This window comes from Actinomycetospora sp. CA-084318 (assembly GCF_050955885.1).
Taxonomy (GTDB): domain Bacteria; phylum Actinomycetota; class Actinomycetes; order Mycobacteriales; family Pseudonocardiaceae; genus Actinomycetospora.
In genome coordinates, this window is sequence record NZ_CP192098.1 from 136,867 (window position 1) to 158,130 (window position 21,264).

General features: G+C 75.5%; 25 protein-coding genes. 13 read left to right on the top strand and 12 right to left on the bottom strand.

The genetic code is table 11. From position 1 onward, the window contains the following. Nucleotides 1-23: 23 nt before the first annotated feature. Nucleotides 24-344: a rhodanese-like domain-containing protein gene (locus ACQPYX_RS00670; RefSeq protein ID WP_433800992.1), complete on the top strand. Its 321-nt coding sequence runs from the start codon at nt 24-26 to the stop codon at nt 342-344. 4 nt (nt 345-348) lie between these two features. Continuing rightward, nucleotides 349-1,266, top strand: a complete 918-nt coding sequence (locus ACQPYX_RS00675; protein ID WP_433800993.1) for a DUF4328 domain-containing protein — start codon at nt 349-351, stop codon at nt 1,264-1,266. 7 nt (nt 1,267-1,273) lie between these two features. Here the strand turns inward: ACQPYX_RS00675 and ACQPYX_RS00680 are convergent, their stop codons facing one another. The 3 genes from ACQPYX_RS00680 to ACQPYX_RS00690 all read right to left on the bottom strand — a co-directional run bounded on the left by ACQPYX_RS00680 (nt 1,274) and on the right by ACQPYX_RS00690 (nt 4,687). After that, nucleotides 1,274-1,834: a ferritin gene (locus ACQPYX_RS00680; protein WP_433800994.1), complete on the bottom strand. Its 561-nt coding sequence runs from the start codon at nt 1,832-1,834 to the stop codon at nt 1,274-1,276. A 71-nt stretch (nt 1,835-1,905) separates the two neighbouring features. Then, nucleotides 1,906-2,979 (bottom strand): hypothetical protein, encoded by a 1,074-nt coding sequence (locus tag ACQPYX_RS00685; protein ID WP_433800995.1) that lies wholly within the window; start codon nt 2,977-2,979, stop codon nt 1,906-1,908. Nucleotides 2,980-3,031: 52 nt separating this feature from the next. Further along, the gene (locus ACQPYX_RS00690) at nt 3,032-4,687 is read right to left on the bottom strand and encodes a ferric reductase-like transmembrane domain-containing protein (protein ID WP_433800996.1); all 1,656 of its coding nucleotides are present in this window, start codon (nt 4,685-4,687) and stop codon (nt 3,032-3,034) included. A 217-nt stretch (nt 4,688-4,904) separates the two neighbouring features. On the opposite strand from ACQPYX_RS00690, the gene ACQPYX_RS00695 reads away from it, so the two are divergent. Further along, the gene (locus ACQPYX_RS00695; protein ID WP_433800997.1) at nt 4,905-5,627 is read left to right on the top strand and encodes a class I SAM-dependent methyltransferase; all 723 of its coding nucleotides are present in this window, start codon (nt 4,905-4,907) and stop codon (nt 5,625-5,627) included. Between the two features lie 40 nt (nt 5,628-5,667). Here ACQPYX_RS00695 and ACQPYX_RS00700 read toward each other — a convergent pair whose 3' ends face one another. The 3 genes from ACQPYX_RS00700 to ACQPYX_RS00710 form a co-directional block, all read right to left on the bottom strand. Beyond that, nucleotides 5,668-6,600, bottom strand: a complete 933-nt coding sequence (locus tag ACQPYX_RS00700; RefSeq protein WP_433803647.1) for a DUF5914 domain-containing protein — start codon at nt 6,598-6,600, stop codon at nt 5,668-5,670. A gap of 175 nt (nt 6,601-6,775) precedes the next feature. Further along, a complete protein-coding gene (locus ACQPYX_RS00705) occupies nt 6,776-7,966 on the bottom strand; it encodes an arginine deiminase (RefSeq protein WP_433800998.1) in 1,191 nt (396 codons plus the stop codon). 22 nt (nt 7,967-7,988) lie between these two features. Continuing rightward, entirely contained in the window at nt 7,989-8,789 is an 801-nt protein-coding gene (locus ACQPYX_RS00710) for a CPBP family intramembrane glutamic endopeptidase (RefSeq protein WP_433800999.1), read from the bottom strand. A 55-nt stretch (nt 8,790-8,844) separates the two neighbouring features. On the opposite strand from ACQPYX_RS00710, the gene ACQPYX_RS00715 reads away from it, so the two are divergent. Together ACQPYX_RS00715 and ACQPYX_RS00720 are read left to right on the top strand one after the other, a co-directional pair. Next, nucleotides 8,845-9,282, top strand: a complete 438-nt coding sequence (locus ACQPYX_RS00715; RefSeq protein ID WP_433801000.1) for a hypothetical protein — start codon at nt 8,845-8,847, stop codon at nt 9,280-9,282. Next, entirely contained in the window at nt 9,279-9,614 is a 336-nt protein-coding gene (locus ACQPYX_RS00720) for a DUF3817 domain-containing protein (RefSeq protein ID WP_433801001.1), read from the top strand. The genes ACQPYX_RS00715 and ACQPYX_RS00720 overlap by 4 nt, the downstream gene beginning before the upstream one ends. Here the strand turns inward: ACQPYX_RS00720 and ACQPYX_RS00725 are convergent. Next, entirely contained in the window at nt 9,583-10,389 is an 807-nt protein-coding gene (locus tag ACQPYX_RS00725; protein ID WP_433801002.1) for a DUF2470 domain-containing protein, read from the bottom strand. The genes ACQPYX_RS00720 and ACQPYX_RS00725 overlap by 32 nt on opposite strands. Before the next feature lie 114 nt (nt 10,390-10,503). Here ACQPYX_RS00725 and ACQPYX_RS00730 point away from each other — a divergent pair, with 114 nt between their 5' ends. The 3 genes from ACQPYX_RS00730 to ACQPYX_RS00740 are packed head-to-tail and all read left to right on the top strand — an operon-like array spanning nt 10,504 to nt 13,051. Beyond that, nucleotides 10,504-11,421 (top strand): hypothetical protein, encoded by a 918-nt coding sequence (locus ACQPYX_RS00730; RefSeq protein WP_433801003.1) that lies wholly within the window; start codon nt 10,504-10,506, stop codon nt 11,419-11,421. Continuing rightward, on the top strand, nt 11,421-12,395 hold the full coding sequence (gene pheA, locus ACQPYX_RS00735) for a prephenate dehydratase (RefSeq protein WP_433801004.1): 975 nt from the start codon (nt 11,421-11,423) through the stop codon (nt 12,393-12,395). The genes ACQPYX_RS00730 and pheA overlap by 1 nt, the downstream gene beginning before the upstream one ends. An 11-nt stretch (nt 12,396-12,406) precedes the next feature. Continuing rightward, entirely contained in the window at nt 12,407-13,051 is a 645-nt protein-coding gene (locus ACQPYX_RS00740; protein ID WP_433801005.1) for a histidine phosphatase family protein, read from the top strand. Between the two features lie 96 nt (nt 13,052-13,147). On the opposite strand, the gene ACQPYX_RS00745 is transcribed toward ACQPYX_RS00740, so the two are convergent. The 3 genes from ACQPYX_RS00745 to ACQPYX_RS00755 all read right to left on the bottom strand — a co-directional run bounded on the left by ACQPYX_RS00745 (nt 13,148) and on the right by ACQPYX_RS00755 (nt 15,083). Next, complete coding sequence (locus tag ACQPYX_RS00745; protein WP_433801006.1) at nt 13,148-13,390, bottom strand: hypothetical protein; 243 nt, start codon at nt 13,388-13,390, stop codon at nt 13,148-13,150. 126 nt (nt 13,391-13,516) lie between these two features. Further along, a complete protein-coding gene (locus ACQPYX_RS00750; RefSeq protein ID WP_433801007.1) occupies nt 13,517-13,864 on the bottom strand; it encodes a metallopeptidase family protein in 348 nt (115 codons plus the stop codon). Nucleotides 13,865-13,871: 7 nt separating this feature from the next. Beyond that, complete coding sequence (locus tag ACQPYX_RS00755) at nt 13,872-15,083, bottom strand: septum formation family protein (RefSeq protein WP_433801008.1); 1,212 nt, start codon at nt 15,081-15,083, stop codon at nt 13,872-13,874. Nucleotides 15,084-15,183: 100 nt separating this feature from the next. On the opposite strand from ACQPYX_RS00755, the gene ACQPYX_RS00760 reads away from it, so the two are divergent. Genes ACQPYX_RS00760 through ACQPYX_RS00775 form a run of 4 tightly spaced genes read left to right on the top strand, consistent with a single transcriptional unit; the run spans nt 15,184 to nt 18,449 of the window. Continuing rightward, nucleotides 15,184-15,984, top strand: a complete 801-nt coding sequence (locus tag ACQPYX_RS00760; RefSeq protein WP_433801009.1) for a hypothetical protein — start codon at nt 15,184-15,186, stop codon at nt 15,982-15,984. A 12-nt stretch (nt 15,985-15,996) separates the two neighbouring features. Next, nucleotides 15,997-17,166, top strand: coding sequence for a glutathionylspermidine synthase family protein (locus ACQPYX_RS00765; RefSeq protein ID WP_433801010.1), 1,170 nt, complete (start codon nt 15,997-15,999; stop codon nt 17,164-17,166). A gap of 2 nt (nt 17,167-17,168) precedes the next feature. Further along, nucleotides 17,169-17,966: an SCO6745 family protein gene (locus ACQPYX_RS00770; protein WP_433801011.1), complete on the top strand. Its 798-nt coding sequence runs from the start codon at nt 17,169-17,171 to the stop codon at nt 17,964-17,966. Nucleotides 17,967-18,011: 45 nt separating this feature from the next. Continuing rightward, a complete protein-coding gene (locus ACQPYX_RS00775; protein WP_433801012.1) occupies nt 18,012-18,449 on the top strand; it encodes a DUF350 domain-containing protein in 438 nt (145 codons plus the stop codon). Between the two features lie 15 nt (nt 18,450-18,464). Here the strand turns inward: ACQPYX_RS00775 and ACQPYX_RS00780 are convergent, their stop codons facing one another. Further along, nucleotides 18,465-19,709 carry an ATP-grasp domain-containing protein gene (locus ACQPYX_RS00780; protein ID WP_433801013.1) on the bottom strand — a complete coding sequence of 415 codons (1,245 nt, stop codon included), beginning with the start codon at nt 19,707-19,709 and terminating at the stop codon, nt 18,465-18,467. Between the two features lie 72 nt (nt 19,710-19,781). Then, the gene (locus ACQPYX_RS00785; RefSeq protein ID WP_433801014.1) at nt 19,782-20,414 is read right to left on the bottom strand and encodes an endonuclease; all 633 of its coding nucleotides are present in this window, start codon (nt 20,412-20,414) and stop codon (nt 19,782-19,784) included. A gap of 57 nt (nt 20,415-20,471) precedes the next feature. Here ACQPYX_RS00785 and ACQPYX_RS00790 point away from each other — a divergent pair, with 57 nt between their 5' ends. Next, complete coding sequence (locus ACQPYX_RS00790) at nt 20,472-21,263, top strand: HAD family hydrolase (protein ID WP_433801015.1); 792 nt, start codon at nt 20,472-20,474, stop codon at nt 21,261-21,263. Nucleotide 21,264: the final 1 nt, after the last annotated feature.

Genomic DNA, 21,264 nt, shown 5'->3' on the forward strand with positions numbered 1-21,264 from the left:
GCGCGGAGCGCACAATGGGGACCATGAACGTCCCGGCCGTGTCGGTGTCCGAGGTGCCCGCGGGAGCCACGCTGCTCGACGTCCGGGAGGACGACGAGTGGGCCGCCGGCCACGCCCCGGAGGCGGTGCACGTCCCCATGTCGGCGTTCCTGGAGCGGCTCGACCAGGTCCCGGACGGCCCGCTCGCCGTGGTCTGCCGCGTCGGCGGCCGGTCGGCCCAGGTCACCGCCTACCTGCGCAACCAGGGGCGGGAGGCGGTCAACGTGACCGGCGGGATGCTCGCGTGGGAGGCCGCCGGGCGTCCGGTGGTCGCCGACGGGCCCGGCCCGGCCCAGGTGGTCTGAGCCCGTGACCTGTCCGCGGTGCGGCCGCGAGCAGCCGCCCGGCGGGACCGGGCGGTTCTGCGTGCACTGCGGCCGCGTCCTCGGCGGGGTCCGCTGGGTCGCGACGACGCCCGACGCGACCCGCCCCCGCACGCCGGCCCCGCGCCGCGCGCCCTACGCCGGCCCGCCCCGCTACCGGTCGATCCCGCGGTGGAGCCTGTGGCCGTGGGCGGCGCGCCCCGAGCCGGGCGACCCGGACGGTCCCCTCGCCCCACCGCCCCCGCCCGCGCCGGACGACGCGCTGCGGGCCACCGCGGACCTGCTGCGCCGGCTCGCCGTCACCACCGCCCTGCTCTGCGGCGTCGCGGCGTTCGGCGAGGCCTTCCGCTACGTGCTGCTCCTGGTGAGCCGCGACCGGGCGCTCTCCGGTGTCCTGCTCGGCTGGTCCGACGCGATCGTCGGCCTGTTCGGCCTGCTCGCGCCGGTGGCCGCGCTCGCCACGGGAGCGGTGTTCCTGCGCTGGCTGCTGCGGGCCCGGGAGATCGCGGCGGAGGCTTCGGGCACGCGGCCCTGGCGCTCCACCCGCATGCTGCTGGTGGGCTGCGTCCTGCCGCCGCTGACGCTGACCGTGCCGGGGGCGACCCTCGCGGAGATCGAGCACGCCGCCTCGGGCCGGCCCGCCGACGTCCGGCCGACGCCGTCCCGCACGGTCCTCGCCTGGTGGGCGGCCTGGGTGGTCGGCGTGGTGCTCGGGCTCGTCACGGTGGTCCAGGGGTTCGCCGACAGCACGCAGGCCCTCGCCGACGGCGTCGTCCTGCACTTCTGGTCCGACGTCCTCGCCGCGGTGGTCGCCGTGCTGACGGTCCGGGTCACGGCGCACCTCACCGAGCTGCTCGCGCCGGTGCTGCGCGCCTCGGGGCGCAGCTACGTCGTGGCCGGGTAGCCCCTGGTCAGGCCCCGCCGCCGAGGGTGGCGATCCCGCCGGCCGAGGGCGGCGCGGTGGGGTCGGTGCCCGCGTCCGCCGGCATCTCGCGGGCGACGAAGTCCTCGACGTGGAAGAGGTTCTCCCCGGCCCGGCGCACGATGCGCAGCAGCGTCGTCATGGAGGCGACCTCCTCCACCTGCTCCTTGAGGTACCACTGCATGAACTGCTCGCCGAGGTAGTCGCCCTGGTCGCGCGCGGTGCGGGCGAGCAGCGTGATCTGGTCGGTGACCCGCCGCTCCTGCTCGAGCACGAGCTCGACGACGTCCTCGACGGACTTGAAGTCGTTGCGGACCTCGTCGATGCCCGGGATGCGGACGTGGACGTCGTTGTCGAGCAGGTACTGCACCATGCCCATGGCGTGGTTGCGCTCCTCGAGCGCCTGCGCGTAGAAGTGCGCCGCCAGCTGCGGGAGGTCCTCGTCGTCGCAGTAGACCGCGACGGCGGTGTACTGCTGCGACGCGGTGAACTCGTGGCGGATCTGGTCGCGCAGGAGGTCGTGGAACCTCGAGGAGGACGGCTCTTCCATCCGGTGAGTGTAGGGCGGCCTTACCTCGCGGGGGTATGGCGTCCGCCTCGCGGCACCATCCCCGCCCCGGCTCAGCCGACCGTCGCGGCCACCGCCCGGTCCCCGTCCTGCTGCACGGTCACCGGCGGCTTCCCGACGCCGAGGTCGGCGCAGTGCAGGTTCTGGAACGAGGTCTGCAGCCGTTGGGCGAGGAACGTGAACAGCGAGTTCGCCGCCGCGGGGTCGGGCGAGGGCGCGGCGCTGAACCGGGCCCGGTCGGCCGCCAGCCGTCCGGGGGCGACGGAGACCAGGGAGCGGCAGTACGCGGCTCCGTCGGACGGCGCGGCCGGCGACTGGTCGACCCCGAGCCGGTAGAGCGTCAGCTTGGCGCGCGACGGCGCGTCCCCGGCCAGCACCATCGGGTCGTTCGCCGGGACGACCGCGACCGGGTCGCCCTGGTGGGCGGCGGCCTGCAGCTCGTTCAGTGCGAGGGAGGGGACCGCCCGACCGTCGTCGCCGAGGTCGGGTGCGGTCATCGGGTGACAGCCCAGGGCGGGGTCGACGAAGGCGTCGAGCAGCCCGTTGTCGCTGGCGTTGGTCAGCACGGTGCCGCCGAGGCCGCGGTTCGCCACCGCGTCCTGCGCGGTCCGGCCGTCGTCGAGCACGCGGTAGGAGGTGGCGAGGTTGTCGCTCTGGTCCTGGTCGACCACCGCGAAGTCCCGCGTCGTCGGGCACGGCCGGCCGTCGGCGGCGGTGCCGAGCCCGGGCACGGTGGTCCGGCCCGCGGCGACGGAGGCGTTCGCGGCCGCGAAGAAGCGGGCCGCGCCGCAGTCGGCGAACTGGCCGAACGGCGAGCCGGGCGTGCCGTTCACGCACCCGGCGTCGTCGCCGCCGAGGGTGAGGGTGGTGCCGTTGAAGCCGAACCACACGCCGACCACCGCGCCCGCGGGCAGGTGCGGGGTGACCGGCGCGGCGGCGGGCCGGGACCCGTCGTCGACCACCAGCGGGTGGTAGACCGACAGCGCGCCGGTCGCGGGGTCGAGCACCGTGGCCTCCACGAACGCGGCCTGCGCCGTGTCCGCCTCGTGGCAGGCGCCCTTCCCGTCGGAGCCCTGCAGCCGGTACGGGGTGGCGAGACCGGCGGCGCTCAGGGGCGCCGGGGGCACGACCAGCGTGCAGTTCGGGTTGGGCTGTGCCTGCTGCTGCTGGTGGTGCTGCTCAGAGTGATGCGTGCCGGCCGCCGCGGCGGGAGCGGCGGACGCCGTCGTCGCGCCCGGGGCGGCCGGCTCGTCGGCGTTCTCCTCGCGTCGCGACCGCCCCGTGATCGCGGACGCCAGCCGGGACAGCAGGGAGGGGGCCCGTCCGTGCGGCGAGCCCGCCGAGCTCGTCGAGCCCGTCGTGGGGCCCTCGCTCGTGCGCGACGACGCCCACGCCTGCGCCGCCCCCAGGACGAGCAGGATCGAGAGCGGGACGGCGACCGCCCACCGCGGGATGCGCGGCCGGGCCGAGTGTCGGGACATGGGGATCCTTCGGGGGAGCAGGATCGACCGGGACGGACGTCCCGGAGGTCGTGGTGGAGGTGGGCAGCGGCCCGGACCAGCCGAACTGCTCGCAGTGCACCCGGGACGTGGGCACGGCGAGCTGCTCGAGCGCGGCGAGGGTCCCGGTGGCCAGGGACGCCGGCCCGCAGACGAAGTAGTCGAGGTGGTCGCGCTCCGGGGCGGGCGGCAGCACCTCGGCGAGGAACGCGAGGTCGATCCGGCGGCCCGCGGTCCGGGTGATCTGCAGGTCCAACCGGCGGGTGAGCACCGCGAGCTCGTCGGCGAACAGCGGCTCGGTGCCCCGCTCGGCCAGGACCAGGCGGTGCCGGCGGCCGTCGCCGCGCTCCGCGAGGGTGCGCAGCATGCTCATCATCGGGGTGATCCCGACGCCGCCCGCGACGAGCACGAGCCCCGCCCGGCCGCCGTGGTCCTCGGCGGTGAACGACCCGTGCGGCCCGTCCAGCCACACCTTGTCGCCCTGGCGCAGCGCGGCGACGCGGTGCGAGAAGTCGCCCTGGTCGCGCACCGTCAGCTCGAGCCGGCCGGTGACGTTGGCGCTCGAGGCGATGGTGAACGGGTGCTCCTCGGTGCCCACCACCGCGCGCCGCAGCCGCAGCCACACGAACTGGCCGGGTTCGAAGTGGAGCCCGCCGCGGCGCAGGTGGACCGGGGCCAGGACCAGGGTCGACACGGTCGGGCTCTCGCGGCGCACGCCGTACACGACGTAGGCGCCCTGGCGGGAGAACAGCGGACGCCACACCCAGCGGTGCGAGAGCACGAGGAGCAGCGCCGCCGCGAGGACCAGCAGGCAGCCCCGCATCACGGGGTCGGTCACGAGGTGGTTCAGCCAGACGACGTGCAGCGCGGCGAGCACCAGTCCGGCCGCCGCGAGCGCCACGTGCAGCCGCGCCCACACCTCGTAGCGGGCGCCGGGACGTCGTCCGCCCGCGGCGACCCCGCCGACCAGCAGCAGCGACACCAACGAGCCCCAGCCGACCTTCGCGGTGTCCCGCGCGGTCAGCGGGTTGATCAGCGCGGGGTGGTTCCACAGCGCCACGACGGCGTGCAGCACGACGGCGGCGAGCGCGAGCAGGCCGAGCCAGCGGTGCAGGCCCATCACCCGGTCGACGCCGAAGGCGCGGGTGAGGGTGCGGATGCGACTGGGCACCAGGACGACCACGACGAGCGCGCCGAGCCCGAGCACGCCCAGCCCGACCGACAGCATCGTCGCCGGCGCGGTCGAGTGCCCGCGCCAGGCCGAGAGGACGAACGGCACCGCGGTCATCGCGAGGAGCACGCCGCTCCACACGATCGTCGTCATCCGTCTGCGCACGGCCGGAGAAGCTAGGCCCGTGACCGGACCGTGACCGGCGAGTCTGAGAGGCCCGCCCGCCCGACCGCGCCGATCGACCGGGATCCGGCGACGACGGGCATGATCGCTGCGCCGTTCGTCGGTACGCCTCTCAGGTTGGTGCCCGGCGGCCCCGCGACCGGTTCGTCCCGGGTGCCGGACATGCCCCCGACGGGTCCGCACGGCAGGATGGACGACCGTGACCTTCGACCGCGCCCGAGAGGCCGCCGTGGTGCCGGCGGCGTTCGACCAGGACGCCACGTCCTACGACCGCCTCGTCGGCGCGAACCCGGGCTACCTCGACCACCTGCGGCTCTCCGCGCGGCGGCTGGCCCTGCCCGACGACGGGGCCGGGCTGCGCCTGCTCGACGTCGGGTGCGGGACCGGGCTGTCCACGCAGGCGCTGGTGGAGACCTATCCGAAGGCCGAGATCGTGGCCGCGGACGCGTCGGCGGAGATGCTCGCGCAGGCCCGGGCCAAGTCGTGGCCGAGCACCGTGCGGTTCGTGCACTCCCGCGCCGAGGAACTGGCCGCGCACGGCGTCGAGGGGCCGTTCGACGGCATCCTCGCGGCGTACCTGCTGCGCAACCTGCCGGACGTCACGGCGGGCGTGAAGGACCTCCACGGGCTGCTCGCGCCGGGCGCGCCGCTGGCGGTGCACGAGTACTCGGTGGCCGACTCGGCGCGGGCGCGCGCGACGTGGACCGCCGTCTGCTGGGCGATCATCATCCCGCTCGGGTGGCGGGTCACCGGGGACGCGTCGCTGTACCGCTACCTGTGGCGGTCGGTACTGCACTTCGACGGCATCGCCCGGCTCACCGGTCGGCTGCGCGACGCGGGTCTCGACGACGTCCGGGTCGAGCCGGTCGACGGCTGGCAGAAGGGCATCGTGCACACGATCCTGGGCCGCCGCCCGGTGTGAGGACGTGAGCACTTTCCGTGGCCCCGGCCACGGAAAGTGCTCACATGCGGCGCCGGCGCACCTCGTAGGTGCGCTCGGCGTACTCGATGTCGTCCACCCACAGCCGCTTCGCCGCGAACTCCATGAGCGGGCGGACGAGGCGCTGCGCCTTCGTCGCGTGCACGAACCCGGGCCGCTCGGAGTGGGCGACGACGGCCTCGGTCACGAGGGTGCGGGCGCGGCCGTCGGGGTGCGGGGCGATCGGGGTCGCGTGCGTCTCGACGACGCTGCCGGCCCCCTCGCCGCGGGTGATGTGCATGACGATGGTGCGCGGATCGGGGCAGGTGAAGCGGGCCTCGACCGGCACGCCCCAGGTCCGGGTGAGCCGGAAGGCGACGTGCAGGTCGAAGTGGTCCTCCGCCTCGGACGCGGTGCGCCCGGGGGCGGAGTCGACCCGCAGGTCGGCGAACGAGTGCGGGTGGAACCAGGCGCCGTGCCAGGGGTCGAGCCGGTTGGCGATCACGTCGTCGGGCTCGCAGGTGCCGACCATCGACGCCACCGCGACGAGGCTCTCGGCGTGCGGCGGGCGCACCGGCAGGACCGGCGCGTCGGTGGGCTCCTCGCCGCCGACCGCGTCGAGCCGGACCCAGACCAGCACCCCGTCGTCGTGGGCGGGCAGCGTGCGCCAGCCCGCGCGTCCGGAGGGACCGAGCGCGAGGCCGTGCCAGCGGCAGATGAGCTCGCAGCCGGACTGCTGGGCGGTGGACAGGTCCGCGCCGAGGTGCGGGCAGGCGCCCGGGCCGGCGTGCAGCCCGCCGTCGGGGGACCGCCAGACGACGAGCTCGACGCCCGCCACGGTGACACCGGTCGGGGAGCCGACCCGGATGTCGCGCGACGCGCCGACGACGTACCAGTTGCCCGACGGCCGCGCCTGCGCCCGCTCCAGCGCGGCGTGGATGATGCCCGGCTTCGCGTCCCGCCAGGTCGGCTCCATGGCCTCCCAGCGTTCGCCGGACAGTCGTCGCAGAGGGTTCGCCGAGGTTCGGCCGACCGGGCGCTTCTTCAGCACGCAACGGACGCTAGGACGGCGTCCGTACCGGTGCAGTGGGGCGTGGTGGTCTGTGGCCGGACGCACGTCTGGCTGCGCCGAACGAGGCGCGCCGACCCGATCAGGGGACGTCGCGGGCCCACGGGCACGACAGGCAGCGCGGCCCGCCGCGCCCGGAGCCCAGTTCGAACCCCTCGATCGTCACGACCTCGATCCCCGCGTCGCGCAGCCGACCGTTCGTCGTGGTGTTGCGCTCGTAGGCGACGACGAGGCCGGGTGCGAGCGCGAGGGTGTTGTTGCCGTCGTCCCACTGCTCGCGCTCGGCGGCCACCCCCGCGGGCCCGGTGTCCACCGCCCGGAGCTCGTCGATGCCCATCGCCCGGGCGGCGGCGGGACGGAACGGTTCGGGGCCCGTGATGGACAGCCCGGGCGTGCTCGGCCGGATCGTCCACGCCTCGAGCGCGTCGAGGACCTCGGGGAACACCACCATGGTGTCGACGTCGACCATCGTCGCCACCGTGTCCAGGTGCATCGTCGCCCGGCGCTGCGTGATCGGGACCGCGAGCACGGTGTGGGCCAGCCCGTCGGCGAACATCGCCCGCGCGAACGACTCGGCCCCCGCGGGGCTCGTGCGCTCCCCGACCCCGATCGCGAGCACCCCGGGCGCCAGCAGCAGCACGTCGCCGCCCTCCACGGCCGAGACGTCCCGCGGCGCGGTGTGGGTGACGCCGCCCAGGGCGGGGCGCCCGGCGTGCGCCAGCGCCACGAGCGAGGCCTCGCGTCGTCGTGCGGGCATCCCCATCACGGCGGCCACCACCCGGTCGCCGACCCGCATCGACGAGTCGCGGGTGAACATGAGGTTGGGCAGCGGGTCGACGGCGAAGTCGTCCGGCCCGTGCATCCGGCGGACGAGGGAGTTCTCGCCGTCGCCGAGCTCGCGGAAGGTCAGCCCGCCGATCAGGGCGGCGGCGAGGTCGTCGGGGGCGAGCCCGGCCATCTGCTCCCGCACGGCCGCCCCGAGCTCCCGGCCGAGGACCCGTTCGTCGACCGCCGCGGCGATGCCGGAGTCGGCCGCCGCGTCGTCGTGCAGGGCCTCGGTGAGCAGATCCGCGAGCAGGAGCACCTCGACGCCGTGCGCGCGCAGCGTCCCGGCGAAGCGGTCGTGCTCGAGCTGCGCCCGCTCGACCCACGGGATGCCGTCGAAGAGGAGCCGGTCGGCGTTGCGCGGCGTGAGCCGCTGCAGCTCGGGGCCGGGGCGGTGGAGCACCACCGTCCGCAGCGGGCCGACCTCGGTGTCCACGCGCGGCGCCATGGCCGACGACCCTAGGACCGCGTCAGCGCCCCGGCAGGAAGGACACCTTCCCGGCGAGCAGCGCCGAACCCACGAACGCGACGACGTCGATCAGCGTGTGCGCCACGACGAGCGGCCACAACCGGCCGGTGCGCTGCCAGTAGCGCCCGAACACCAGGCCCATGACGAGGTTGCCGAGACCGCCGCCGAAGCCCTGGTAGAGGTGGTACGAGCCGCGCAGGACGGCGGCGACCAGCAGCGAGCGGTTCTCGGTGAACCCGAGCCGACGCAGGGCGGTGAGCAGCCAGCCGACGACCAGCACCTCCTCCGCCCAGGAGTTGGCGAAGGCCGACACGAGCAGCACCGGGACGCGCCACCAGTGGTCGTCGAGGACCGACGGGACCACCGTCAGGTTGATCCCGATCGCGCGCGTGACCAGGTAGAAGCCGAGCCCGGGGATGCCGATCAGGGCGGCGAGCCCGCACGCGGCGCGCAGGTCGCGCCACGGCCGGCGCCCGTCCAGCCCCACCCCGCGCGGCCCGGTGCCCGCGCGCAGGAGCAGGTAGAGCCCGAGCCCGCCCCACGCGATCAGCTGCAGCGACGAGGCGAGCTGCGCGGCGAGGTCGACCCAGGCGTCGGTCGCGAGGGGCTGGTCGATCGTCACCTGGCGCTGCGCCAGCGGGGCGGGCGCGGCGAGCGAGTCCAGCAGGGAGATCAGCGACCGCAGGCCGGACAGGCCGAGGGTCACGGTGGCGACGACGAGGATCTCGGTGACCAGGAGCCGGCGGTCGCGGCCGGTCACGACCTCGACGTCCGGCCGCGCCGGGGACAGCCAGCTGTTCATCGGTGATCACAGTAGGCCCGGCGCGCCCGCGCGCCGCGTCGGTAACCTCGGAGGGGTGCAGGTCCTGCGAGTGCTCGCGACCCCCCGCTGGGTGGGCTGGACCGTGCTCGCGCTCTGCGCCGTCGTGGTGTGCGGGGGTATGGCCTACTGGCAGCTGATCCGCGCCGAGTCGGCCACGGGCACCCTGCTCAACGCCGGGTACGCGCTGCAGTGGCCGTTGTTCGGCGTCTTCTTCGCCGCCCTGTGGTGGCGGATGCTGCGCTCCGAGGCCCGGTACCTGGCCGAGATCCAGGAGGGCCTTCCGGACGCCGGGTCGTCCCCGGCCCCCGCGGTCGGGACGATCCCCGAGGAGGACAGCCCGTTCACCCCGCGGCCGGCGGGGGTCGAGCCGGGTGCCGGTGCGGGACGGCCGGCCCGGATCCGTGCCACCGAGGACTACAACGCGATGCTGGCCGAACTGGGCCGCCGCGACCGGGAGGAGCCCACCCCGTGACCGCACCGACCGCCGCCCTCTCCGAGAAGGTCGTCGCCGCCATGCGGCGCTACCGCGTGGGCGCCTACGTGGTCGGTGTCGGCCTCCTCGTGCTCGTGCTGGTCGCGATGCCGCTCAAGTACTTCGCCGACCAGCCGCTGCTCGTCGCGATCGTCGGACCGATCCACGGCTTCCTCTACATGGGCTACCTGGCCCTCACCGCCGACCTGGGCGTGAAGGCCCGCTGGCCGGTCGGCAGGCTGCTGCTGGTGGCGCTGGCCGGGACGATCCCGTTCGTGTCGTTCGTGGCCGAGCGGAAGGTCACCGCTCCGCTGCGCGCGTCGTCGGGCTGACGTCCGAGGGTTCCGGCAGGCCCGCGAGCCGGCGCACCTCCGCGCCCAGCATCCGCGGGCAGGCGACCGGGCGGGAGAAGCCGAGCCGCACGTCGTGGTCGCCGTGCGCGGTCTCCACCCGCAGGCGCAGCCCCAGCCGGTCCACCGCGAGCGGCACCAGCGTGTGCTCCGGGCGGCGCAGGGCGGTGGGGAGGTGCCGGGCCAGGCCCGCGACCAGCGAGCCGTGCGCCCCGGCCAGGTGGGCGAGCCAGGCGTCGCCGCACTCGGTGAAGGGGTCGCCCGGCGCGGCGGCCATCTCGGCTGGGGTGAGCGTCCCGGTGCCCTCGGCGTCGCTGAGCACCACCGACGCCGGGTCGAGGCGGAGCAGGACGTCGCCGTGCCCGACGTCGAGCAGCCGCTCGTCGGGCCGGTCGGCCGCGATCCGCAGCGCCGCGCGTCGCGCCACGCGCGCCGGCAGCACCCGCACCCGGCCGCAGACCCAGACCAGGCCGCGGACCGGCTGACGCACCGGGACCGGGGCGGTGTCCGAGAGCTCCATCATCACGGGCAGGTGGTCGGCGGCGCGGGTGGCGGCGACCAGCGGGTGGTCGGCCGGGACCTGCAGCGTCGCCGCCCCGGAGGCGGGTACGTGGTGCAGCGTGGGGACGACCCGGTCGGTCGCGTCCCCGGTGGGCGCCCCGGTGATCAGCGCCGCGGACGACGCGCGCTCGGCCGTGGCCCGGGCGCGCTCGGCCGGACTCGGGACGGCGGGCTGGGGCGGGCAGCTCCTGGCCACGGCGGGCTCCTCACGGTCGTTGAACTTAGGTGAGCCTAACCGAACCGAGGGGTGGGAGGGCAAGGTCGACGCCCGGTGGACCGGACCCGGCCGGTCGCCCGCTACCGTGCCCTCGTGTCCACCGTCCCCCAGGCCGGTGGGGCACCGGTCGACGGTGTGCCCACGCTCCTCGCGCGCATCCTCGACGACGCGGTGCTCGTGTCGCCGGGTCCGCGTCGAGAGATGGCCGACGTCGTCGGGGCGCACCTCGAGGCCCGGGCGGGGGAGCACGGTGGCCTGCTCGGAGCCCTGGTCGTGCCGGTGTCGCGGTTGCAGGAGTTCGTCGCCGAGCTGGTGAAACGGCGCCCGTCCGCACCGCTGCCGGTCGCGCTGTCGGTCGACACCGGACTCGGCGGGGTGCCGAAGGCGCTGTCGCTGACCTCCTCGCGCGCCGCGTTGCTGACCACGGGCACCGTCGAGATGCCCGCGCCGCACGACGTCGACTCGGTCTGGCTGGAGCGGGTCACCGAGTTCGTGCCGGACGAGGTCGTGGCGGTCGTCGAGCCGCGCCGGCCCGACGCCGACGGCTCGCAGGACTGGATCGACGGCGTGAAGCGGGTGGTCGGCCACGGCTGCCGGCCCAAGCTGCGCTGCGGCGGCGACCGGGCGGGTGTCTTCCCCGGCGTCACCGACGTGTCGCGCTTCCTCGCGGTCGTCGCCGCGTCCGGGCGCTCCTTCACCGCCAGCATCGGTCTGCAGTCCGCCGCCCGCCACGTCGACCCGGAGACCGGTTTCGACCACCACGGCTGGCTCAACCTGCTCGTCGCCGTCACCCGGGCCCTGCGCGCGGCGCCCGCGGACGGAGAGGTGACCGACGAGCTCGTCGCGGAGGTCCGGCAGGCGCTCGAGACCACCGACGTGGACGCGCTGGCCCACGAGGCGGCCGCCGTCGACGAGCCCACCGCGGCGCGGGTCCGGGCGCACCTGTCGTCGTTCGGGTCCACCGCGCCCGCCGACCAGGGGGCCGAGATGGCCCGGCTCGGGCTCGTCTAGTGCGCATCGCGTTCCTCGGTCCGCACGGCACCTTCTGCGAGCAGGCGCTCGGCACGGTGCTCGACGACTTCCCGGGCGCGTCGACCACCCCGGCCGCCAGCACCACCGCGGCCCTCGACGCGCTGCGGGCCGGCGACGCCGACCTCGCGTGCGTGCCGATCGAGAGCTCGGTCGAGGGGGCGGTGCCCGCGACGATGGACGGGCTCGTCGAGACCCCGCCCGTCGTCGTGGTCCGGGAGATCCTGCTGCCGGTGCGGTTCGGGGTGCTGGTGCGGCCGGGGACGAGGGGCGCCGACGTGGCCACCGTCGCGTCCCACCCGCACGGCGAGGCCCAGACCCGCCGGTGGCTCGCGGCGCACCTGCCCCGCGCCGAGGTGCGGATGACGCCGTCGACGGCGGCGGCCGCGGCGGCCGTGGCCGACGGCCAGGTGGACGCCGCCGTCTGCGCGCCGGTCGCGGCCCGCCACTACGGGCTCGAGGTGCTCGCCGACGGGGTGCACGACACCGGGGACGCCGTGACCCGCTTCGTCGTCGTCGGGCGCGCGGACGTCGCCCTGCCCGCGCCGACCGGCGCGGACCGCACGTCGATCGCCGCGACGACGGTGAACGAGCCGGGCGCCCTGCTCGCGATCCTCACCGAGTTCGCCATCCGCGGCGTCGACCTCACGCGCATCGAGTCGCGGCCCTCGAAGGCGCGCCTGGGCACGTACTGGTTCTTCCTCGACGGCGCCGGGCACGTCGCCGAGGCGGCCATGGGCGAGGCGCTCGCGGCCCTGCACCGCCGCTGTACCGACCTGCGCTTCCTCGGCTCGTACCCGCGCGCAACCGTCCCGGAGGGCTCGACGGCGCCGTCGCCGCCGGTGGCCGCGACGGTCCCGGGACAGTCCGCGGCGGACCACGCGGCGGCCGCGGAGTGGCTGCAGGCACTGCGATCCCTGCCATCCCGTACGGCCGCGAGGCCCGTCGTCGGGTAGACGTGGAGACCGTGCCGACCCTGGTGCTCGCCCGTCACGGACAGACTCCCGCCAACGTCGGGAAGATCCTCGACACCGTGCTGCCCGGTCCCGGGCTCACCGACCTCGGCCGGCTGCAGGCCGAGGCGCTCGGCAAGGAGCTGTCCGCGCTCTCGGTCAGCGCGCTGTACGGCTCGCGCGCCCGCCGCGCCCAGGAGACCGCCGGCATCGTCGGGACGGTGCTCGGGCTGCCGGTCGGCGTGGTCGACGGGGTGCACGAGGTGCAGGTCGGTGACCTCGAGGGGCACTCCGACGACGAGTCGGTCGCGGTCTTCCGCGACGTGTACGACGCCTGGCGCGCCGGCGACCTCTCGGCGCGCATGCCGGGCGGGGAGTCCGCCCAGGACGTGCTCGACCGCTACCTGCCCGCCGTCGAGGCGCTCCGCCGGCGGCACCCGGACGGCACGACGGTGCTGGTCAGCCACGGCGCGGTGCTCCGTCTCGTGGGGCACGCCCTCGCGGGGGGCGACGACCTGCTCCCGGACGGGGACGACCACCTCGACAACTGCGGCCGCCTCGAGTTCGAGGGCCTTCCGGACGGCGGGTGGCGGCTGGTGGCGTGGCGTCGCGAGGCTCCGGGTGGCCTGGCCTCGAGCCGGGACGCGACGGGCGGCTGACGCCACCCCCGCTCTGCGCGGGTCATGATCCGGACGAGCCGAGCGATGTGCTCGCTGGGCGAGCACTTCGCTCCGCGCGACGAGATCGTGCCCCCGTCACGACCCCTGGTCGGCGATGTAGCGGCGCCCGCTGTCGGTCACGGCGACGTGCACGAAGCGCCGCCCGACCTCCTCCGGGCTCACGTCCACGATCAGCCCGGCCGCCTCGAGCTGCGCCAGGAACGCGTCGAACTGCGCCTGCTGGTCCTCCGCGACCCCGCCGGCCAGGGCCGACTCCGGGATCACCCGCTCCCCGGCGCCGTCCACGGCCTGCAGGAACTCCGCGATCAGGTCCGCCATGGGCGGCCACCCTCCCCGCCGCGTGGCCGCGCGTCCACCCCGAGGTGCCGCGAGGTGTACGCCAGACAGGTCGGCAGGCCTCGAGAGCTGCCCCACGTACACCTCGCGGCGGCGACGGGACGGCGATCAGCCCCAGCCGTACCGGTGCAGGGTCTCCTCGTCGATCCCGAAGTGATGCGCGATCTCGTGCACCACGGTGATCGCCACCTCGTCGCGCAGCTCGTCCTCGTCCGCGCACAGCTCGACGAGGGCGTCCCGGTAGAGGGTGATCCGGTCGGGCAGGACGCCGCCGTAGTCGCTGGTGCGCTCGGTCAGGGCGACGCCCTCGTAGAGCCCGAGCAGGTCGGGTTCGTCCGGATGGCGGGGCTCGACGAGCACGACGACGTTGTCCATGGCCCGCAGCAGCTCCGGCGGGAGCTCGTCGAGGGCCTCCCCGACGAGCTCCTCGAAGCGCTCGGGGGCGACCCCGTCCACCCCGGGCTCAGTTGGCCGGCGCGGCGGGTGCGGCCGGCTGGCCGACGCCGGGCAGCGGCACCGGCAGCTGCAGGCCCGGCTGGGGCTGGGTCGGCGTCGGCTGCGCGGGGACGACCGGGTCGGTGGCGTCGGCGCCCGGGGCCGCCGGGTCGGTGGTGGCCGGCGCCTCGGCCGGGGCGCCCGCGGGCGGCAGCGGGTCGGCCGAGGCCGGGGCCGCGCCACCGATCGTCACGCCGTCCTTGACCGCGCCGGTGAGCGGCGCGAACCCGGAGTTGTCGGCGAGCAGCGAGCCCATGTTGCAGCTGACGCGGCGCGTCCCGGCGTCCCACGAGGCCTGGTTGATGTTCGTCCAGTACACGGTGAGCTTCGAGTCGGTCAGCTTCTGCGCCCCGACCGCGTCCTGCGCGACCTTCGTGCACTCGGGCTGCAGGAAGTTGTCCTGGTCGTCGACCGAGGGCAGCCCGTTCGGGAACTTCGCGCCCAGGTCGACGGTGCCCGCGACCTCGGCCGCGTGCGTCTTCGCGCACGACGACACCGGGTCGGACACCTCCTTGCCCGCGAGGCCGAGGCAGGTGCCGGGCGCGAACACCACGGCCTGGTCGGCGTCGGCGACCTTCCCCGTCGAGGAGAACAGCGCGCCGGAGCGGCCGGGGGCCTGCAGGCCGCAGCGGACCGTGCGGTCGCCGTCGTCCCACGCCGACTGGGTGGGCTTGAGGGCGCCCACCTTGTAGCGGCCGGTCGGGTCGAGCGCCTTCCCGAGGTAGCTCTGCACCACCGGGCCGCACTGCGCGGCCACCAGCTGCTGCCACGCGGCGTCCGCCGGGAACGGCGCGCCGTCGGGCAGCGGGGCCTGGACCGGACCCGCCGTCTCGAACAGGTGCGACTGCGCGCACGGCACCTGCGAGACGTCCGAGCCGTCGGCGGTCGTCCAGGTCAGGCACGTCCCGGGGGTGGACGGCAGCTCCGCGCGGTCGGTCGAGGGGCCGGTGCTGGAGCCGCCGAGGATCCCCGGCGACCCGCCCTCGTTCGAGGCGAGCCCGAGGAACCCGAGGCTCGAGCCGGTGGCCGCCAGGGCGGACGCGGCGAGCAGCATCACCAGCGCGCCGACGAGCACACCGACGACGCCGCGGCGCGCGATGAGCCGCCGACCGGCGTGGTCGTCACGGTCGGTACCTGAGTCGTCCCCTCGGCCGGAGGACGGGCGTTCCCGTACGAGCATGGTGCTGCCATCATGCCGCGTGCCCGGTTCGTCGCCTTGACGGGGGGACGACGGGCCCGGTGGTGTGATGGACTGGCGACATGAGCGGGGGCGGAGGGACATGACCGACCAGCCGGGCGGCGCGCACCGGGCGGACGACGCCCCGACGCCGCCGGAGGGCACGCCGGCCGCGCCCGACACCGCGCAGGAGTGGCAGGCCGTGCAGCGCGGCGAGGCCGCCGAGCCGGGCGACACCGGGCCGGAGGGCACGCTCGTCTCGCCCACGCCCGAGCCCGAGAAGCGCCGCGGCGGCATCCGCTACCAGGACCCGGAGACGACGACCCCGCGCGAGCCCACCGTGGCCGAGCAGCGCGCCCGCCGGGAGGCCGAGCGCCGCCGCCGGGCCCAGGAGGAGGCGGCGGCCGCCGCCGAGCAGCGGAAGTCGAAGACCCGCAAGCGCATCCTGATCGGCGGCGGGGTCGCGGTCGGGATCGTCGCGATCGTGGCGATCGCGTACGCCGCCTCGAGCGGGGACGACGAGACCACCGCGCAGTGCGTGGACCAGAACGGCGTCGTCGTGGACGACAGCCAGTGCTCCAGCGGCGTCCAGCAGGGCGGCTACTACAACTCCAGCGGGGCCTTCGTGCCGATCTTCCTCGGTGGGTTCGGCAACCAGTACCACTACAACTACGGCTCGAACGCCCCCGTCGGCACGGTGGCCCGCGGCGGGACCACCAACCCGCCGGCCAGCGGCACCTCGCTGCGCGGGACGTCCGGCAGCAGCGTCGGCACCTCCAACGGCAGCAGCGGCACCGTGAGCCGCGGCGGGCTCGGGGTGGGCGGCACGTCGTCGGGCACGAGCGGGTCGGGCAGCCGCGGCTCGTCGGGCAGCTCCTCCGGCGGCTCCAGCTCCGGCAGCTGAGAGGCTCACCGCGTGCGACGCGAGCGATCCACCCCCCGCCCCGACTGGCGCCAGAAGATCGAGGAGCAGGGGCTCGTCTTCGGGACCCCGGCGACGACGTCCGCCAACGGCACCCGCCCGTACTGGGACGAGTCCGTGCACTACGTGTTCGACATGGCCGAGATCCTCTCCCTCGAGGCCGACGTCGAGCTGCTGCACTCGATGTGTCTCGAGGCGGTGGACCACGTGGTGACGGCGGGCCGCTTCCGCGACTTCGCGCTGCCCGAGTGGTGCTGGGACCAGGTGGCCGACTCCTGGAAGCGGCACGACCCGCACCTCTACGGCCGCTTCGACCTGCGCTACGACGGCTCCGGGCCGGCGAAGCTGCTGGAGTACAACGCCGACACCCCGACCTCGCTGCTCGAGGCGTCGATCTGCCAGTGGTACTGGCTCAAGGACGTCTACGGCGACCAGGACCAGTGGAACTCGCTGCACGAGAAGCTCGTCGCGCAGTGGGGCGCGATCGCGGAGAACCTGCCGCGCGGCGACGTGCACTTCTGCTGGTCGCAGGCCGAGACCACGGGCGAGGACCACGTCACCACCGCCTACCTCCAGGAGACGGCCGCCGAGGCCGGGCTGGACACCGTGGGCCTGGCGATCGAGCAGATCGGCTGGGACTCCGCGCTGGACCGGTTCGTCGACCTCGAGGAGGCCCCGATGAGCTGCGTCTGCAAGCTCTACCCCTGGGAGTGGATCCTCGGCGACGACTTCGGCAAGCACGTCACCCGCAGCCTCCCGGAGACCCAGTGGGTCGAGCCGCTGTGGAAGACGCTGCTCTCGAACAAGGCGCTGCTGGCCGTGCTGTGGGAGATGTACCCGGGGCACCCGAACCTGCTGCCCGCGAGCCTGGGCGACCCCGGCTTCCTCACCGAGTACGTCCGCAAGCCGCTGCTCGGCCGCGAGGGCGCGAACGTGCAGATCGTCGCCGGCGCCGGGGAGCCCGTCGTCGAGACCGGCGGGGTGTACGGCGAGGAGGGCTACGTCTACCAGCTCTTCGACCCGCTGCCGGAGTTCGACGGCTACCGCCCCGTGCTCGGGGCGTGGATCGTCGGCGACGAGGCGGCCGGGATGGGCATCCGCGAGTCGACGGGCCTGGTCACCGACAACGGCGCGGCGTTCGTGCCGCACCGCATCCCGGACTGACCGTGCACCCGGCCCGCCGGATGTGGCGGCTGTTCGAGCCGGTCCACGCGCTGATCTACTTCGCGCCCGCCTCGCTGCGTGCCACGGAGGACCTCGGGCCCTCGTTCTGGTCGCGCTACGTCGCGCAGCGCGCGGCGCCGCTCGGGTCGGTGCCGTCGCCGGTGATCACGGCGGCGTTCGGCGGCTTCGCGCCCGACCGCATCGCCGACGCCCTCGAGGCCGTCACGGTCACCCCGGAGGTGGCGCTCGAACGCCGGCTGCGCGGCATCGACGCCGCCGTCCGCGAGCTGCCGGTCCTTCCCGACGACGTGTCGGTGCGGGAGGCCGCCGACCTCGCCTGGGAGGCGTCGCGGGCCTGTGAGGACGCCGGCCGCGTCCTCGGTGCGGCCAACCGGGCCCTGCCCCGGCCGGCCGATCCGCACCTGGCGCTCTGGCAGGCCACGACGACGCTGCGCGAGCACCGCGGCGACGGGCACCTCGCCGCCCTGACCGTGCACGGCGTCTCCCCGGTGGACTCGCACGTGCTCAAGGTGCTCGCCGGGGAGTCCCCGGAGCGCGACCTGCGGCTGGGCCGGCGCCTTCCCGACGACGTCTGGGATGCGGCCCGCGCGCGGTACTCGCCCGCGGAGGCGGCCGCAGTGCACGCCGCTGTGGAGGACGCCACCGACCGGGCGGCGGCCGCGCCGTGGGCGGCGCTCGGCCCGGAGCGCACCGAGCGGCTGGCCGAGCTGCTGGCGCCGATCGCGGACGCGTGCTGGAGCGTCGTGCCGGTCCCCAACCCGATCGGCCTGACCCGCTAGTCTGGCGCCCCTTTCGTCCGGTTGGACCACCCGTCTGGGGGCCGCGTGCTCACGCCCGACTTCTTCCCGACCCTGTTCTCCGGCATCGGCCTGATCGCCATCTACGCGGTGATCGGCGCGGTGCTGATGTACGTCGGCTACTTCGCGATCGACCTGACCACGCCCGGGGACCTGCGCGCGCTGGTGCGCGAGGGCCGGCCGAACGCCGTCGTCGTCGCGGCCTCCGGCCTCGTGTCGATGGCGTTCATCGTCGTCACCGCCATCTACGTCTCCGGCGGCGGCTTCCTCACCGGCATCCTCAACACCCTGATCTTCGGCCTGGTCGGGATCCTCGCCCAGGTGATCGCGGTGCGCGGGCTCGAGTTCGTCTCGCGGCTCGACGTCGGGGCCTGCCTGCACGACGAGGGCTACACGCCGGTCTCGGCGATGATCGCCGGGATGCACCTCGCGCTCGGCATCGTCGTCGCCGTCGCCATCATCTGAGGCCTCTGACGTCGGTCAGGGCAGGAGCCGGGCCAGGAACGGCCGGGCCCGGCCGACGACCACCGGGAGCACCGGCAGCGGGTCGTCGGCGGCGAGCCAGGCGAACTCGGTGGACGGGGCCCGCCCGGCCGGGGCGGGTCCGTCGGTGCGCCGGCCGCGATAGGCGACCCGGGCCGCGTAGTCGAAGTCCTCGGCGACGAAGGCCCGGCCCTCCGGCACCTCCGCGGACGGCACCGGGCGGCCGGTCAGCGCCAGGTGCTGGGCGCGGACCACGTCGAGGCCCGCGTCGTCGGAGAACAGCCGGAACTGGGCGCCGACCCGCGGGTTGAAGTCCACCAGCTTGTACCGGCCGTCGCGCCGGTCCCGGCGGACGTCGAGATCGGCGATGCCGGCGAACCCGGTCGCGGCGAACAGGCGGGTCGCGAGGTCGGCGAGCTCGGGGTTCCACCGGGCCCGACCCGCCGTCGTGACGCCGGCGCGCGGCGGCCACGAGCGCAGCTTCACCCCGGTGTACACGGCCGCGGAGTCCGGGCCGGTCCAGGCGTGCACCACCCAGTCCTCGGAGTCCTCCGGCGGGAGGTACTCCTGCAGGATCACCCAGGGCTCGTCGTCCCAGTCCCGGGCCATCGCCCGCAGCTCGTCGGGGGTGCCGACCACGGTGGTCGAGCGGACCGAGGGGTGGCGGTGCCGCTCGAAGGGCGCCCGGCTCTTCACCACCACCGGGAACGTGCCGTGCGCCGCGTACGCCTCGACCTCGTCGCGCGACGCGGGCACCACGGTGGCCGGGGTCGGGACGCCGTGCTGCGCGCAGACCTCCGCCAGCCCCTCCTTGCTCGCCACCCGGCGGGGGAGGGCGGGGTCGGAGCTGCGCGCGAAGCGGAAGTCGTCGGCGAGCTCGTCGCCGAGCTCGGCGATCGCGATGGCGCTCTCGTCGTCGGTGGGCACCAGCACCGGCCGGCGCCCGATCGTGCGGGCGAGGGCGTGCAGCCCCTCGGCGAGCTCGGCCGGGTCCTCCCCGCCGGTCGTCGGCCAGGTGAACCGGCCGCGCAGGTACCGGGAGCAGGCGACCGGCGTGTGCGCCCCCTCGGTCACGGCGTACACGTCGACGCCGGCCCGACCCAGGCTCCGCACCACCCCGAGCCCACCGTGGTGCAGGGGGTAGGAACCGAGCTTGAGCAGGAGGGCGGGCACCGAGCGGTCGAGGTCGACCTCCGGCCGTCGGGCCCGGCCGGGCTCCCTGCGGGCCTCGTCGAGGAGCACCGCGACCGCCTCTCACGCCGGACGCTCGTCCGATCGGGGGACGAGCGAGTTCGCGCCGAGACTAGACCGTGATCACGCCGAGACGCGTTCCGCCACCTCGTCGTCCAGCGCCGCCCGGACGAGCGCGGCCGCGAAGCGGGCCAGATCCCCCTCGTCGACCAGGCCCGCGAGCGTGTCGGGATCGGTCGGCAGCCCGACCGCCCTCGCCCCGTCGGTGGCCTTGCCGTCGAGGTGCGGACGGAACTCCGGCCACACCGCCTGCACCTCGCGCAGGAAGATGTCGGCCCCGACCGGTCCGAGGCGCGGGACCTCGCGGAGCAGCTCGCCGAGCCGGTCGGCGTCGCCGTCCGCCTCGGCGCGCATCCGCCGCAGGTCGCCGGACCACCGGTCGGCCACGAGGGCGGCCCCGTCGATCAGGGCGTCCGCGGTCTGGTCCTTCGAGAGGAACTTCGCGCGGTCGAGCGCGTCGTGGACCTGCTGGTGGGTCGCCGCCCGCATCTTGTCCGGCGTCCCGAGGTCGGAGTCGACGAGCTCGGCGCACGCGCGGGTGCCGAGCCGGGCCTGCACCCGGCTGGAGAGCAGCACGGTGAGGACGAGCAGCCGGTAGAGCGGGGCGGGCTTGTCGTCGAGCGTGATGCCGGCCTCGGCGGCGAAGGTCTCGCCCGCGTCCTCGAGCAGCCGGGCGGCCGTCTGCGTGTGGCTCATGCAGGCGGCATACCCGGGCTCGGGCGCGCGACGCGCCGGCGGCGGAGAATCGCCGACATGAGAGCACCCCGCCTGGTGGCCAGCGACGTCGACGGCACCCTGCTCGGTGCCGACGACCGGCCGGGTCCGCGGCTGGTGCGCGTCCTGGAGCGCATGTCGGAGGCGGGGGTGCCGCTGGTCATCGCCACCGGGCGGCCGCCGCGCTGGATCGACCCGGTGTGCGACGCGATCGGGCTGCGCGGCCTGTGCGTCGCGGCCAATGGCGCGGTGCTCTGGGACGCCGGGAGCCGGCGGGTGGTCGAGGCCGCGGAGCTCGACGTCGACGCGCTCGCCGAGGTGATCGACCGGCTCCGCACCGCGCTGCCCGGCGCAGGGCTCGCGGTCGAGCGGGTGGACGCCCCCGAGTTCTGCTGCGAACCGGCCTACCAGCCCGCGTGGCCCGGGTCCGACCACGTCGAGATCGCGACCGGCGACCTCGCCGCCCGGCCCGCGGTGAAGGTGCTCGCGCGGCACCCGGGCATGTCGAGCGACGCCATGGCCACCGCGGTGCGCGCCACGCTCGGCGACCTGGTCGACGTCACGTTCTCCACCGGCAAGGGGCTCGTCGAGTGCTCGGTCCCCGGCGTGACGAAGGCGCACGGGCTCGCCCTCGCCGCGGCGCACCACGGGGTGCCGGCGGAGGAGGTCGTGGCGTTCGGGGACATGCCGAACGACCTCGCGATGCTGCGCTGGGCCGGGCACGGCGTGGCGATGGGCAACGCCCACCCCGACCTCGCGGACGCCGCCGACGAGGTCACCGGCCACCACGACGACGACGGCGTGGCGATGGTGCTCGAGCGCTGGTTCTGAG

Coding starts and splice junctions, on each gene's coding strand:
- ACQPYX_RS00670 (WP_433800992.1), top strand. CDS start 24: ATGAACGTCCCGGCCGTGTCGGTGTCCGAGGTGCCCGCGGGAGCCACG.
- ACQPYX_RS00680 (WP_433800994.1), bottom strand. CDS start 1,834: ATGGAAGAGCCGTCCTCCTCGAGGTTCCACGACCTCCTGCGCGACCAG.
- ACQPYX_RS00700 (WP_433803647.1), bottom strand. CDS start 6,600: ATGGAGCCGACCTGGCGGGACGCGAAGCCGGGCATCATCCACGCCGCG.
- ACQPYX_RS00705 (WP_433800998.1), bottom strand. CDS start 7,966: ATGGCGCCGCGCGTGGACACCGAGGTCGGCCCGCTGCGGACGGTGGTG.
- ACQPYX_RS00710 (WP_433800999.1), bottom strand. CDS start 8,789: ATGAACAGCTGGCTGTCCCCGGCGCGGCCGGACGTCGAGGTCGTGACC.
- ACQPYX_RS00745 (WP_433801006.1), bottom strand. CDS start 13,390: ATGGCGGACCTGATCGCGGAGTTCCTGCAGGCCGTGGACGGCGCCGGG.
- ACQPYX_RS00755 (WP_433801008.1), bottom strand. CDS start 15,083: ATGCTCGTACGGGAACGCCCGTCCTCCGGCCGAGGGGACGACTCAGGT.
- ACQPYX_RS00760 (WP_433801009.1), top strand. CDS start 15,184: ATGACCGACCAGCCGGGCGGCGCGCACCGGGCGGACGACGCCCCGACG.
- ACQPYX_RS00785 (WP_433801014.1), bottom strand. CDS start 20,414: ATGAGCCACACGCAGACGGCCGCCCGGCTGCTCGAGGACGCGGGCGAG.
- ACQPYX_RS00790 (WP_433801015.1), top strand. CDS start 20,472: ATGAGAGCACCCCGCCTGGTGGCCAGCGACGTCGACGGCACCCTGCTC.